8 protein-coding genes are annotated in these 14482 nt (G+C 73.6%); 6 read left to right on the top strand and 2 right to left on the bottom strand.

What is annotated here, in order from left to right; all coding sequences use genetic code 11:
- Positions 1-88: 88 nt before the first annotated feature.
- The gene (locus tag ACFY8W_RS21730) at positions 89-1306 is read right to left on the bottom strand and encodes an Ig-like domain-containing protein (RefSeq protein WP_391107553.1); all 1218 of its coding nucleotides are present in this window, start codon (positions 1304-1306) and stop codon (positions 89-91) included.
- A gap of 154 nt (positions 1307-1460) precedes the next feature.
- Here ACFY8W_RS21730 and glgX point away from each other — a divergent pair, with 154 nt between their 5' ends.
- From glgX to ACFY8W_RS21715, 3 genes are all read left to right on the top strand, one after another.
- Complete coding sequence (gene glgX, locus ACFY8W_RS21725; RefSeq protein WP_391107551.1) at positions 1461-3773, top strand: glycogen debranching protein GlgX; 2313 nt, start codon at positions 1461-1463, stop codon at positions 3771-3773.
- A 141-nt stretch (positions 3774-3914) separates the two neighbouring features.
- Positions 3915-5744, top strand: a complete 1830-nt coding sequence (locus ACFY8W_RS21720) for an ABC transporter transmembrane domain-containing protein (protein ID WP_391107548.1) — start codon at positions 3915-3917, stop codon at positions 5742-5744.
- Positions 5741-7723: an ATP-binding cassette domain-containing protein gene (locus tag ACFY8W_RS21715; RefSeq protein WP_391107545.1), complete on the top strand. Its 1983-nt coding sequence runs from the start codon at positions 5741-5743 to the stop codon at positions 7721-7723. The genes ACFY8W_RS21720 and ACFY8W_RS21715 overlap by 4 nt, the downstream gene beginning before the upstream one ends.
- A gap of 234 nt (positions 7724-7957) precedes the next feature.
- Here the strand turns inward: ACFY8W_RS21715 and ACFY8W_RS21710 are convergent, their stop codons facing one another.
- Positions 7958-9415, bottom strand: coding sequence for an MFS transporter (locus ACFY8W_RS21710; RefSeq protein WP_391108272.1), 1458 nt, complete (start codon positions 9413-9415; stop codon positions 7958-7960).
- Positions 9416-9718: 303 nt separating this feature from the next.
- On the opposite strand from ACFY8W_RS21710, the gene ACFY8W_RS21705 reads away from it, so the two are divergent.
- The 3 genes from ACFY8W_RS21705 to ACFY8W_RS21695 all read left to right on the top strand — a co-directional run bounded on the left by ACFY8W_RS21705 (position 9719) and on the right by ACFY8W_RS21695 (position 14451).
- On the top strand, positions 9719-10618 hold the full coding sequence (locus tag ACFY8W_RS21705; RefSeq protein ID WP_391107542.1) for a TetR/AcrR family transcriptional regulator C-terminal domain-containing protein: 900 nt from the start codon (positions 9719-9721) through the stop codon (positions 10616-10618).
- A gap of 206 nt (positions 10619-10824) precedes the next feature.
- The gene (locus tag ACFY8W_RS21700) at positions 10825-12846 is read left to right on the top strand and encodes a M4 family metallopeptidase (RefSeq protein WP_391107539.1); all 2022 of its coding nucleotides are present in this window, start codon (positions 10825-10827) and stop codon (positions 12844-12846) included.
- 99 nt (positions 12847-12945) lie between these two features.
- Positions 12946-14451 (top strand): protein kinase, encoded by a 1506-nt coding sequence (locus ACFY8W_RS21695; RefSeq protein ID WP_391107536.1) that lies wholly within the window; start codon positions 12946-12948, stop codon positions 14449-14451.
- The last annotated feature ends 31 nt before the right edge of the window (positions 14452-14482 follow it).

The following is a 14482-nucleotide window of genomic DNA, read 5'->3' as shown; positions in this document are numbered from 1 at the left end:
ATACGGCGGGCGCGCGGCCCCCGAGGGCCCCCGAGAAGGGTCTCCGGGGCCCTCCGCACGCCCCCGCCGCACGAGGGCGCGGCCCGGCTCAGTTCAGCGCCGAGCCGGCCTTCCAGCGGCTCCACTCCATGTTCCAGCCGCCGAGGCCGTTGTCGGGAGCCACCTGCTTGTCGCGCGAGTTGACCACCTCGACCACGTCGCCGACGAGCGTCCGGTCGAAGAACCAGCCGGCCGGGGTGTCCGAGCCGCCGCCCTTCACGTCCCGCAGGCCCACGCAGCCGTGGCTCACGTTGGCCGAGCCGAACGTCGAGGCGGACGCCCAGTAGTTGCCGTGCAGGAAGGTCCCCGAGTCGGTGAGGCGCATCGCGTGCGGCACGTCCTTGATGTCGTACTCCCCGCCGAAGCCGACCGTCCGCCCGTCCATCCGCGTCACGTCGAACAGCTCCGTGACCACCATCTTCCCGTTGTACGTGGTGGTCTTCGGCGCCCCGGCCGTGATGGGCAGGGTGGTGAGCAGCTCGCCGTTCCGGTGGATCTCCATGGTGTGCTTCTCGGCGTCGACCAGGGAGACCTGCGAGCGGCCGACCGTGAAGCCGACCGTCTTGCGCTGGATGCCGTAGACGCCGGGTGCGCCCTCGACGTCGCGCAGCGCCAGCTCGACGGTCACCTTCGTGCCCGCGGCCCAGTACTCCTTCGGCCGGAAGTCCAGCCGGTCCTTGCCGAACCAGTGGCCGACGACCTCCACGGGCGGGTCGGAGGTGATCCGGACGGCCCGCTCCACCTCCGCGCGGTTCTCGATCTCCCGGTTGAAGGAGAAGGAGACGATCATCCCGGTGCCCACCATGGACCGGTTCTCCGGCTTGAAGTAGCCGATGAACCGGTGCTCGGGGACCACGGTGGTGAAGGTGGTGTGCCGGGCCGAGCGGCGGCCGTGCCCGTCCAGCGCGACCGCGTCCACGCTGTACTTGGCGGCGAGCGCGAGCCGGGTGTCCGGGCGAGGCCGCCAGCGCAGTCCGTCCGCGGAGATCTCGCCCGCCACCTCGGTCCGCTGCGCGTCCTCCACCTGGACGACCGTCACCCGTTCCAGGCGTCCGCTGTCGACCTTCACTTCCAGGGGCCCGTCGGCCGGCACCCCGCGGACGCCGTCCTCCGGGCTGACCCGGATCACGTCGCCGGGGGCCCGTGCCTTCCCCGGCAGGGTGAGGTCGACGCCCCCGCCGCCGTCCGCTCCGGTGCAGCCCGCGAGGCCCGCGAGGAGGCCCGCCACCGCGAGCGCGTACCCGGCCCGCTTCAGTACATGTCTCACGCCCGGCCCAACGACGGCCCCCCTCCAGGGGAAACGTGCGTGCGGGGCATGTTGGGAGCACGGCCGCGCGGGCAGAACAGGTGGGAGGACCACGTGCGGGGCCGCGGCCGGGACGCCGCGGGTCCGAGCGGGGAGAGCCGCGGGAGGCCGGACGGTGTCGAGCGCAGCCGAGCAGGAGGCGGTACACGAGCGTGCCCGGGCCCGGAAGGCACCGGGCCCGGCGGGACGCCCGGACGCGCCGCCGGTGGTGGTGGGGCCGGAAGCGCCGCCGGCGCGGCCCGACCGGCCGGTGGTGTGGCCGGGTGCGCCGACGCCGCTGGGCGCCCGCTGCCGGGTCGGGCCCGACGGGGTCGCGGGCACCAACTTCGCGCTGTGGGCGGGCGGAGCGGAGGCGGTGGAGCTGTGCCTGTTCGACGCCGCCGGCCGCGAGACCCGGCTGGAGCTGACCGAGCTCACCCACGAGATCTGGCACGGCTTCGTGCCGGGCGTCGGGCCGGGGCAGCGCTACGGCTACCGGGTGCACGGCCGCTGGGACCCGTGGACCGGGGCCCGCTGGAACCCGGCGAAGCTGCTCCTCGACCCGTACGCGCGGGCGGTCGACGGGGACTTCGCCCGCCTCGGGCTGCCGCCCGAGGTGTACGGGCACGTGCGGGACTGGCCGCAGCAGCACGTCGCCGACACCGTCCGCGACGAGCGGGACTCCGCCCCGTACGTCCCGAAGGGCGTCGTCGTCCAGGACGACGACGACTGGTCCGACGACCGCAGGCCCAAGACGCCCTGGCCCGACTCGGTCATCTACGAGCTGCACGTCAAGGGCTTCACCGCGCGGCACCCGGGCATCCCCGAGCACCTGCGCGGCACGTACGCGGGGCTCGCGCACCCCGCCGCGGTCGAGCACCTGGTACGGCTCGGGGTGACGGCCGTCGAACTGCTGCCGGTGCACCAGTTCGCACACGAGGACCACCTGCTGCGGCGCGGCCTGACCAACTACTGGGGCTACAACTCGATCGGCTACTTCGCCCCGCACGCCGGGTACTCGTCGAGCGGCACGGCCGGGCAGCAGGTCGGCGAGTTCAAGCGGATGGTGCGGGCGCTGCACGCGGCCGGCATCGAGGTCATCCTCGACGTCGTCTACAACCACACGGCGGAGGCGGGCGAGCTGGGCCCGACCCTGTCGCTGAAGGGCATCGACAACCGCGGCTACTACCGCCTGCAGTCCGACGCCCGCCGGTACGCCGACTACACCGGCTGCGGGAACACGCTGCACGTGGTGCAGCCGCAGGTGCTCCGGCTCATCACGGACAGCCTGCGCTACTGGGTGACCGAGATGGGCGTGGACGGCTTCCGCTTCGACCTGGCGGCGGCCCTCGCCCGCTCCTTCCACGACGTCGACATGCTGTCCCCGTTCCTCGCCGTCATCGCCCAGGACCCGGTCCTGCGCCGCGTGAAACTGATCGCCGAGCCGTGGGACGTCGGCAACGGCGGCTACCAGGTGGGCGCCTTCCCGCCGCTGTGGACCGAGTGGAACGACCGCTACCGCGACGCCGTACGGGACTTCTGGCGCGGCGCGCTGCCCGACGTCCGCGACCTCGGCTACCGGCTGTCCGGCTCCAGCGACCTGTACGCCTGGGGCGGGCGCCGCCCGTACGCCTCCGTCAACTTCGTCACCGCCCACGACGGCTTCACGCTGCGGGACCTGGTGTCGTACGAGCGCAAGCACAACGAGGCCAACGGCGAGGGCAACCGGGACGGCACCCACGACAACCGCTCCTGGAACTGCGGCGCCGAGGGCGAGACCGACGACCCCGCCGTCAACGCCCTGCGCCGCCGCCAGCTGCGCAACCTGATGACCACCCTGCTGCTGTCCACCGGCGTGCCGATGCTCGTCGCGGGCGACGAGATGGGCCGCACCCAGGGCGGCAACAACAACGCCTACTGCCAGGACAACGAGATCGGGTGGCTCGACTGGAGCCTGCCCGACGACCCGGGGCGCGCCCAGCTCCTCGCCCTCACCCGCCGGCTGCTCGACCTGCGCCACCGCCACCCGGTGCTGCGCCGCCGCGCCTTCTTCTCGGGCCGGCCGCAGGGCGCGGACGGGCTGCGGGACCTGGCATGGTTCACCGCCGCGGGCACCGAGATGACGGAGGCCGACTGGTACGCGCCCGCCGCCACGCTCGGCCTGTACCTCTCGGGCCGCGACATACCGGGCCGCGACGCCCGCGGCGAGCAGGTCACCGACGACAGCTTCCTCGCGGTGCTGCACGCGGGCCCCCGCCCGGTGGAGTACCGGCTGCCGGGTCCGCCGTGGGCGGAGTCGTACGAACGGGTCGTGGACACCTCCCTGGAGGAGCAGTCCGGCGCGCCGGGCACGGTGCACCGGGGCGGGGAGACGGTCACGGTGGCGGGGCGGTCGGTGCTGCTGCTGCGGGTGGCGGACGGTCAGACCCGGCCGGACGTCTCCACGTAGCAGGTGTAGTCGCCCTCGACAGAGGAGGCCCTCCGCGAGCATGCGCTCGAGCGCGGGCGCGTAGTCGGCACCGGCGCGGCGGTGACGGCGGCCGGAAAACCACATGAGGGATGTCAGGGGTGAACCCTAGGCTCGGACCTGATGCCCGAAAAACATGCACCCACCAAGGAAAAGCGGCCGGCGAAGGCCTCCCCCGAGCACTCCGCCGTGCGCTCGCTGCTGCGCCTGTGGCCGTACGTACGGCCCGTGCGCGCCCGTCTCTTCACCGCCGCGTTCGTCGCGATAGTCGCGTCCTGCCTCTCGCTCGTCATCCCGCTCGTCCTGAAGTGGCTGGTGGACGGGCCGGTCACGGACCGCGACGGGACCGGGGTGTGGCTCGGCGCGCTGTACCTGCTGCTCCTCGGGATCGCCGAGGCCGTGCTCTTCGGCTTCCGGCGCTGGCTGGTGGCCCGTCCGCTGGCCGGGGTCGAGGCCGACATGCGGGCCGCGCTCTACCGGCGGCTCCAGCGGCTGCCGATCGCCTTCCACGACCGGTGGGCCTCGGGACAGCTGCTCTCGCGGGCCACGACGGATCTGATGATGGTCCGGATGTTCCTGGCCTTCCCGCTGACCTTCCTGCTCGTGAACGGCGTGACGATCCTGGCCGGTTACGGGGTGCTGTTCGCCCAGGACTGGACGCTCGGCCTGGTGCTGCTGACCCCGGTCGTGCCGATGGTGATCCTGTCCTCGGTCTTCGAGCAGCGGTACTCGGTCGTGGCACGGCGGGCGCAGGACCAGGTGGGCGATCTGACGACGGTCGTCGAGGAGAGCGTGCTGGGCATCCGCATCGTCAAGGGCTTCGGCCGCCACCGCAGCCAGGCGGAGGCGTTCCGGACCCTGGCTGAGCGGCTGCGCGGCACGGAGCTGGTCAAGGCCCGGCTGCTCGCGGGCATCTGGGCGTTCATCACGTTCCTGCCGGAGCTGGCGGTGGGGGCGGCGCTGGTGCTCGGCACGGTGCAGGTCGCCGAGGGCGAGCTCTCGGCGGGCACGCTGGTGGCGTTCCTGTCGACGGCGCTCGCGCTGCGCTGGCCGGTGGAGTCGATCGGCTTCCTGCTGGCGATGAGCCAGGAGGCGGCGACGGCGACGGAACGCTACTTCGAGGTGATGGACGCCGCCGAGGAGTCGGAGACGGCCGGGCCGGCGGCGCCGGACACGAGGCCGACGTCCGGCACCGCGGACGGGGTGCGGTTCGAGAACGTCACCTTCCGCTACCCGGACGCGCCGGCGGACGCGCCGCCCGTGCTCGACGGCGTCGACCTGCACATCCGGCCCGGCGAGACCATGGCCCTGGTGGGCGGGACGGGTTCCGGCAAGACCACGCTCACCGCGCTCGTACCGCGGCTGCACGAGGCGACCGGCGGGCGCATCCTGCTCGACGGCGAGGACATCACGCTGATGGCGCGGGACCGGCTGCGGTCCCTCGTCTCGGTGGCCTTCGAGGAGCCGACCCTGTTCTCGGCGAGCGTCGGCTCGAACGTGCTGATGGGCGCCGGGGCCGACGCCGCCGAGCCGGAGCTGCGGCGCGCGCTCGCCGTCGCCCAGGCGGACGGCTTCGTGGACCGGCTTCCCGACGGCACCGACACCGAGGTGGGCGAGCAGGGCCTGAGCCTGTCGGGCGGGCAGCGCCAGCGGCTCGCCCTGGCCCGCGCGGTCGTCGGCAGCCCGCGCTTCCTGGTCCTGGACGACCCGCTGTCGGCCCTGGACGTCCACACCGAGGCCCGCGTCGAGGCGGCCCTCCGGGAGGTGCTCCGCGACACGACGGCCCTGGTGGTGGCCCACCGGCCGTCGACGGTGCTGCTGGCCGACCGGGTGGCGCTCCTGTCCGCCGGCCGCATCACGGCGGTGGGCACCCACCACGAACTGCTGCGCACCAGCGCCGAATACGCCTGGCTGATGTCGGGCGGGACGGACGAGCACGAGGGGGCACGATGAAGGACGGCACCGACACCGCGTCCGAGCGCGAGGCGACCGGGCGGCGGACGCCGACGGCGGGAGGGGCCCCGGACGACGCCTCCACCGACCGGGCACCGGAACCCGGCACCACCGACCGGGCCCCGGACGACGCCTCCACCGACCGGGCCCCGGAACCCGGCACCGTCAATCCGGCCCCCGCCGCCCAGGACCCCTTCGACCAGGACGACCTGCCCGTGGCTCCCGGCGCCACCGGCCGCCTGCTGCGCTCGCTGCTCGCCGCGCACAAGGCGCGGGTCACGGTCGCCGCGCTGGTCCTGCTCGTGCAGCAGGCCGCGCTCCAGGCGGGCCCGCTGCTGGTGGCGTACGCGATCGACCGGGGCGTGCCGGCCTTCCGGAACGGCGACCACGTGCCGCTGGTCGTCGTGGCCCTCGGCTATCTGCTGAGCGCGGCGGGCGGCGCGCTGCTGCAGTACGTCTTCGTGCGGGCCGCGGCCCGGATCAACCAGGACGTGCTCCTCGACCTGCGCGGCCGGATCTTCCGGCACGCGCAGGTGCTCAGCGTGGACTTCCACGAGCGCTACACCTCGGGCCGGCTGATCTCCCGGTCCACCACCGACGTCGAGTCGCTGCGCGAGCTGCTCGCCGAGGGCCTGCAGGAACTCATCGGCGTCGTCCTGTCGTTCGTGTCGATCTCGCTGATGCTGCTCTGGCTCGACCTGGGCATCGGGGCGGTCGCCGTGGCCTCCTTCGGTCCGCTGTACCTGCTCGTACGGCTCTACCGGCGCCGCTCGGCCGTGGTCTTCGCGGAGCGTTCGACGGCGATCGCCGGGGTGATCGTGAAGTTCGCGGAGACGATGAACGGCATCCGGCCGGTGCGGGCGTTCCGCCGGGAGCGGGCCAACGACGCGGAGTTCGCCGCCCTGAACGACCGGCACGCGCGCAGCAACGGCGACGCGATGCTGGAGATGGCCCGCTACGTGGTGGGCTCGCGTCTCGTCGCCAACACGGCGGTGGCCGGAATGTGCCTGTGGGGCGCGTGGCGCGTGGCGGACGGGAGCCTGGAGCTGGGTGTGCTCGCGGCGGCCGTGCTCTACGTGCGGCGGCTCTACGACCCGATCGACCGGCTCGGCATGTTCCTCAACTCGTACGAGTCGGCGGCGGCCTCGCTCGCCAAGATCGCGGGACTGCTCGCGCAGGAGCCGGGTGTCCCGGAGACGGCGGCGCCGCGGGCGCTGCCGGAGCGGAGCGGGGACGCGCCGGGGCGCGAGGTCGTGTTCGAGGGGGTCCGGTTCGCGTACCGGACGGGCGGCGAGGTGCTGCCGCGCTTCGACCTGACGATCCCGGCGGGCCAGACGGTCGCGGTGGTCGGCGCGACGGGCGCGGGCAAGTCGACGCTGGCGAAGCTGCTCGCCCGGTTCTACGACCCGACCCAGGGCCGGGTGCTGCTCGACGGCGTCGATCTGCGGGACCTGTCGACGCCCGAGCTGCGGCGGGGCGTGGTGATGGTGACGCAGGAGGCGTTCCTGTTCTCGGGCACGGTCGCGGAGAACATCGCGATCGGCCGCCCGGACGCGAGCCGTGCGGAGATCGAGCAGGCGGCGAAGGCGATCGGTGCGCACGACTTCATCGCGGGTCTGCCGGACGGCTACGACACGGACGTCCGCAAGCGCGGCGGCCGGATCTCGGCCGGTCAGCGGCAACTGGTCGCCTTCGCCCGGGCGTTGCTGGCCGATCCGGCCGTCCTGATCCTCGACGAGGCGACCAGTTCGCTGGACGTGCCGGGCGAGCGGGCGGTGCAGCGCGCGATGGACACGGTGCTCGCCGGCCGTACGGCGGTGGTCATCGCGCACCGGCTGTCCACGGTGGAGGTCGCCGACCGGGTCCTGGTGATGGAGGCGGGCCGGGTGGTCGAGGACGGCCCGCCCGCCGAGCTGGTGGGCGGCGAGGGCCGTTACGCGGGCCTGCACCGGGCCTGGCGGGACAGCCTGGTGGGCTGACCACTCCCGTACGCCCTCACCTCACCGGCCGACTGACGTGCGTATGCCGGGCCCCCCGGGGCCGGCATACGCACGTTTTCGTGCACTCCCTTCGCGGCTCGATCAACCGGCGCTAGCTTCCAGCCGTGCCTGACCGTCGCCGCGCCCGGCAAGGGCAACCTGCGCCTGTACGTGCCCAGGCGGCCCCGACAAGATCGGCGTTGACGGCCCGTACCTCAAGCAGCCGCAGGGTGCTCAGTCACCAGGCTCCCCCGGCCGGGGACGCTGACAGCCTCCTCGGACGGCGGACTTGCGGTTCCGCAGCAGCCCGTACGCGAGGCCCGCGGCCGGCAGCACGAGCAGTGCGGCACCGGTCGCCGCCCCGGCCAACGCCTCGGTGAAGGCGGCGCGGGCCGCCGTCAGCACCGGGGCCGGGGCGGTCAGGGCGCCGCCGAGGGTCTCGCGGGCCGCGGGCGGGGCCCAGTCGGGCATGGCCGCGATGTAGACGGCGGCGCCGACGGAGCCGAGGACGGCCATGCCGAGGGCGCCGCCGAGTTCCTGGCCGGATTCCAGCACGGCGGCGGCCGCGCCGGCCCGCTCGGGCGGGGCGGCGCCGAGGGCGCGTTCGTTGCCCAGGGTCATGGCGGAGACGAGACCGGCCGCGTAGCAGGCACAGGCGACGAGCACGACCCACAGCGGGGTGCGCGGGTCGACGAAGGCCAGCCGGCCGAAGCCGGCCACGGCGACGAGCAGGCCGCCCGCCATCACGTGCGCCGGGTCGGTCCGCCGGGCGACTGCGGCCGCCGCGGGGGCGGCGGCCATGACGCCGACGGTAGGGACGAGGCTCCACAGGGCGGCCTCGAACGGGCTCTGGCCGAGGACGGACTGGAGGTACTGGGTGAGGAAGACCGCGAAGCCGACGGTCGCGGCCATGGCGAGCAGGTTGACCAGGACGGAGCCGCCGTAGGCGGGCCGGCGCAACAGGGCCAGGTCGACCATGGGGTGCGGGGTGCGGGCCTGGCGGCGGAGGAAGAGCGCGCCGAGGCCGAGTCCCCCGGCGACGGCGAGCGCGGCCCCCGCCGACCAGCCGTCCTGGGCGGACTCCTTGACGCCGTACACGGTCGGCAGCATCGCGCCGAGGGACAGCAGCGCGCTCCACCAGTCGAAGCGGCCGGGGGCGGCGGCGCCCCGGGAGGGGGGCAGCAGCACGGGGCCGAGGAGCAGCAGCAGGGCCATGGCGGGCAGGTTGACGAGGAAGACGGAGCCCCACCAGAAGTGTTCGAGCAGGGCGCCGCTGAGCACGGGGCCGAGGGAGATGCCGCCGGCCATGACGGCGGTCCACAGCGTGACGGCCTTGGCCCGCTGGGCCGCGTCCCGGAACAGTGTGCGGATCATGGCGAGCGTGGAGGGCATGAGGCAGGCCCCACCGACGCCGAGGAGGGCGCGGGCGGCGATGAGGGCGCCGGGGCTGCCGGCGAGCGCGGCGGCGCCGGACGCGACGCCGAAGAGGGCGGCGCCGCCGAGCAGGACCCGGCGCCGGCCGATCCGGTCGCCGAGGGCGCCCATGGTGATGAGCAGTCCGGCGAGCACGAAGCCGTACATGTCGAGGATCCACAGCTGCGCGGTGGCGCCGGGGCGGAGTTCGGCGGCGATGGCCGGGATCGCGAAGTAGAGGACGGAGACGTCCATGGAGACCAGGAGCAGGGGCAGCATCAGGACGGCGAGGGCGGTCCATTCGCGACGGCCGGCGGAGTCGGCGGCGAGTGCGGCGGGCCCGGCGGCGCGTGCGGCGGGCTCGGCGGCGAGTGCGGCGGAGTCGGCGGCGCGGTCGGTGTCACCACCGGCGGGCTCTTCGGGTCCGTCGGTGCGCGGTGGCGTGGTGAGCGTCATGCGAGGAGGGAAGCGCAGGGGTGGGCCGCGGTGCCGCACTCGCCCTAGTGCACCGACTGGCGCCTCGGAAACTGCCTGCTCAGAGGGGTGTACGGCGTGCCGGGCGCACTAGTACAGTGCGCGGTCATGACCGCCCGACCGCCCTACCTCGTCATCGCGGCCGAGATCGGCCGCCGGATCCGCTCCGGCGAACTCGCCCCGGGCGACCGGGTGCCGTCGACGCGGGCGATCACGCGCGAGTGGGGCGTGGCGATGGCGACGGCGACCAAAGCGCTCGCGGCGCTGCGCCAGGAGGGCCTGGTACGCCCGGAGCCGGGCGTCGGGACGGTGGTGGCGGCGCGGGCGGCGGACCGCGTCGCGGCCGGCCTGACGCGGGAGCGGGTCGTGCGGGCGGCGGTCGACCTGGCCGACGCGGAGGGCCTCGGTGCGCTGACCATGCGGCGGCTCGCGACCGTCCTGTCGGTGTCGACGACGGCGCTGTACCGCCATGTGCCGGGCAAGGGCGAGCTGGTGCGGCTGATGACGGACGCGGTCTGCGCGGAGGTGCCGCTGGGCGCGGTGCCGGCCGGCTGGCGGGCGGGCCTGGAGCTGGCGGCGCGCTGGCTGCGCGGGGTGTACACGCGGCACCGGTGGATGGCGCACGCCATGGCCGGCTTCATGCGGCCGGTCGCCGCGCCGCACGCGATGGCGTACACGGAGTGGGTGCTCACGGTGCTGCGGCCGACCCCGATGACCCCGGAGCAGAAGCTGCACACCCATCTGGCGATCTTCGCCTATGTCCAAGGGGTGGGACTGGCGGACGACTTCGAGGAGCAGGCGCGCCAGGAGACCGGTCTCTCCGGCGACGAGTGGATGGAAAAGAACGAGCCACGGTTCGACGCGATCCAGTCGGCCGGTTCCTATCCCCTGCTCAATTCCCTGGCCGAGGAAGGGGACTTCAGGATGGATTTGGAGTCGCTCTTCGAATTCGGCCTGCGGAGAACACTGGACGGCATCGCGGTCATGATCGGTGAAGCGTCCGCTTAACGAACACGCCCTTTCGGGCAACGGACGATTTCCGGTCAACTTGTTGACGCGCTCCTGACAGGCGCCGTCCACACCTGCCACTCTCTCTCCCCCGGCTCTTCGCAATCACGTTCGCCAGTTCACCCGTACGTGCTCCACAGCTCTGCTTGCTCTGCCCGGGCGGCCTCACCCAGCCACCCGGTACCCCCCTCGCAAAAGGAGTCTGCGTGAGATCCACGCCCAGCCGTCGCGCCACCGCGACCGGCGCTCTGATCGCTGCCGCCGCCATGATCGCCGTAGGCGTCCAGACCGGCACCGCCACCGCCGACCAGTTCGGCGCCGCGCCCAAGGCGCAGGCCGCGGGCAAGGCCAACCCGGGCAAGCTGCCGGCCGACCTCTCCCCGGCCCAGCGCGCCGCGCTCATCAAGGCCGCGCAGGCGGACACCGCCGCGACGGCCAAGCAGCTCGGCCTCGGCGCCCAGGAGAAGCTGGTCGTCCGCGACGTCGTCCAGGACCGCGACGGCACGACCCACACGCGATACGAGCGCACGCTCAACGGTCTGCCCGTCCTCGGCGGTGACCTGATCGTCGCCGAGACCAAGGCCGGCGCCACCGCCTCCGTCGCCAAGGCCACCCGCGCCGACATCACGAAGGTGGACACCGCCGCGGCGACCGTCGCCCCGGCCGCCGCCGAGAAGCAGGCGGTCGGCCTCGCGAAGGCCGAGGGCTCCAAGGAGACCAAGGCCGAGCGCGCCCCGCGCAAGGTCGTCTGGGCCGCGAACGGCACGCCCGTCCTCGCCTACGAGACGGTCGTCGGCGGGATCCAGCACGACGGCACGCCGAGCGAGCTGCACGTCGTCACCGACGCCAAGACCGGCGCCAAGCTGTACGAGTGGGAGGGTGTCCACACCGGCACCGGAAACACCATGTACAGCGGCCAGGTCACGCTGGGCACCGCCCCGTCGTACACCCTGACGGACACGGGCCGCGGCAACCACAAGACGTACAACCTCAACCGAGGCACCTCCGGCACCGGCACGCTGTTCACCAACAGCACCGACGTCTGGGGCAACGGTCTGCCGTCCAATCTGGAGACCGCCGGTGCCGACGCGCACTACGGCGCCGCGCTCACCTGGGACTACTACAAGAACGTGCACGGCCGCTCCGGCATCCGGGGTGACGGCGTCGGCGCGTACTCCCGGGTCCACTACGGCAACGCGTACGTCAACGCCTTCTGGTCCGACTCCTGCTTCTGCATGACCTACGGCGACGGCGCGAACAACTCCAAGCCGCTGACCTCCATCGACGTGGCCGCGCACGAGATGACGCACGGCGTCACCTCCAACACCGCCGGTCTGGTCTACAGCGGCGAGTCCGGCGGCCTCAACGAGGCCACCTCGGACATCTTCGCGGCGGCGGTCGAGTTCCACGCCAACAACGCCAACGACAAGGGCGACTACCTCGTCGGCGAGAAGATCGACATCCGCGGCAACGGCACCCCGCTGCGCTACATGGACAAGCCGAGCAAGGACGGCTCGTCCAAGGACGCCTGGTACTCGGGCATCGGCTCGATCGACGTCCACTACTCCTCGGGCCCGGCGAACCACTGGTACTACCTGCTCTCCGAGGGCAGCGGCGCCAAGACCATCAACGGCGTGAACTACGACTCGCCGACCTCCGACGGCCTGCCCGTCACCGGCATCGGCCGTGACAAGGCCTCGCTGATCTGGTTCAAGGCGCTCACCACCAAGTTCAGCTCCAACACCAACTACGCCGGCGCCCGCACGGGCACCGTCGCGGTGGCGACCGAGCTGTACGGGGCGGGCAGCGCCGAGGTCACGGCCGTCGAGAACGCGTGGGCCGCCATCAACGTCGGCTCCCGCCCCGGCGGCCCCGGCGGCGGCACGGTGTTCACCAACGACGCCGACGTCTCGATCCCGGACAACAGCACCGCGGTGACCTCGTCCCTGACGGTCTCCGGCATCAGCGGCAACGCGCCGAGCAACCTCTCCGTCGGTGTGAACATCGTCCACACCTACATCGGTGACCTCGTCGTCGACCTCATCGCCCCCGACGGCTCGGTCTACAACCTGCACAACCGGTCCGGCGGCAGCGCCGACAACATCAACCAGAGCTACACCGTGAACGCCTCCTCCGAGGTCGCCAACGGCGTCTGGAAGCTCCGCGTCCAGGACAAGGCCGCGATCGACACCGGCTACATCAACAGCTTCAAGCTGACCTTCCCGTAAGTCCGGTGAAGCCGGGTCAGGTTGACTGACACTGCGTCAGAATGGCGGTCCCCGGGGTGGGTTCACCCCGGGGACCGTCATCTGCATTCGGGGGTGCGCGTGAGCGAGCAGGGACAGGAGCGGGACACGGGCGCGGGCCGGGACCTCGGGCCGGACGATCCGCGCACGGTCGGGGACTACACGATCACCGGCAGGCTCGGCGAGGGCGGCATGGGCCGGGTCTACCGGGGCCGTTCGCCCGGCGGCCGGCCGGTCGCCGTGAAGGTGGCCCGTGCCGAACTCTCCGCCGACGAGGGCTTCCGCGCCCGCTTCCGCAGCGAGATCGCCGCCGCCCGCCAGGTCGGCGGCTTCCACACCGCGCAGGTCGTCGACGCCGACCCGGACGCCGACCCGCCCTGGATGGTCACCGCCTTCGTCCCCGGTCGCGACCTCGGCCGGACCGTCGCCGAGGACGGCCCGCTCGACGCACCCGCCCTCTACGCCCTGGGCGCGTCCCTCGCGGAGGCGCTGACCGCCATCCACGGCTGCGGTGTGATCCACCGGGACCTGAAGCCGGGCAACGTCATCATGTCCGACGACGGGCCACGGGTCCTCGACTTCGGGATCGCGCACGCCCTGTACGACACCCGGCTCACCCACACCGGGACCGTGATCGGCACGGCCGGCTTCCTCGCGCCCGAGCAGATCGAGCAGGGCACCGTCGGACCCGCCTGCGACGTCTTCGCCCTCGGCGCGGTCCTGGTGCACGCGGCGGGCGGCCACGCCTTCGGCGAGGGGCCGCCGATGAGCCTGCTCTACCGGGCCGTGCACGGAGAGCCCGACCTGACGGCGGTACCGGACGCGCTGCGCGGTGCGGTCGCGGCCTGCCTCGCGAAGGACCCGGCGGACCGGCCCACCGCCGCCGGGCTGCTCGCCGAACTCCGCGTCCACGCGCCCGTACCCGTCGCGGGGCCCCGGCGGGCCGACGCGCCGGCACCGCCGGACGCGGAACCGGTGCGGGCACCGGCCGCCGCACCCGCGGGCCCGGCGGCCACACCGGCCGCCCCGGCGCCCACGGCCGTGGCCGCGCCCGGGCCCGTGGCCTTCGAGGCGACCCCGGGGAGGAAGCTGACGGGCGTCGTCGGCAGCCTGATCGGCGCGCTGTCGGCGGGGTTCGTCACCCTCGGGTCCTGGCAGACCCAGTACGCGGAGAACGACGCCGGCGCGAGCCTGCGGCTCTGGGCGCCGCTGGTGCTCGCCGCGTTCGCGCTGCGGATCGGCCTCGCCCTCGCCCGCCCGCACACCGTCACCGTCGGAGCGGCCGGACTCACCGTCCGCAGCAGACGGGGCACGCACAAGGACGACCCGGTCGTCACCATCCCCTGGGCGGACGTCATCGCCGTCAGCCGCCCGCCCGTGAACTCCGGCCCGGGCGTGAAGCTGCTCCTGAAGCTGCGCTGGGGCGCGCCGCTCCCGCTGCCCCGGCAGGGCGTCGAACCCCGGTCGCCGGACTGGGTGACCGTCACCGTGCCCCGGCCCATGGGGACCGCCACCACCACCCTGCGCAAGGAGGTCAGGGAGGCCGTCGCACGCTGCGCGCCGCACGTGCACGTCGACTACCTCTGATGCCGGGGATCCCGCGGCGCCGGTGCCGTCG

The sequence above is a fragment of the Streptomyces sp. NPDC012637 genome, from assembly GCF_042954805.1.
Lineage (GTDB): Bacteria > Actinomycetota > Actinomycetes > Streptomycetales > Streptomycetaceae > Streptomyces.
Note: the sequence above shows the minus strand (reverse complement) of the source record. Positions and strands in the feature narration are given on the sequence as shown.

Excerpts from the sequence above, each read along its gene's own strand:
- ACFY8W_RS21720 (WP_391107548.1), top strand. The coding sequence starts at position 3,915 with ATGCCCGAAAAACATGCACCCACCAAGGAAAAGCGGCCGGCGAAGGCC.
- ACFY8W_RS21715 (WP_391107545.1), top strand. The coding sequence starts at position 5,741 with ATGAAGGACGGCACCGACACCGCGTCCGAGCGCGAGGCGACCGGGCGG.
- ACFY8W_RS21710 (WP_391108272.1), bottom strand. The coding sequence starts at position 9,415 with ATGCTGCCCCTGCTCCTGGTCTCCATGGACGTCTCCGTCCTCTACTTC.
- ACFY8W_RS21705 (WP_391107542.1), top strand. The coding sequence starts at position 9,719 with ATGACCGCCCGACCGCCCTACCTCGTCATCGCGGCCGAGATCGGCCGC.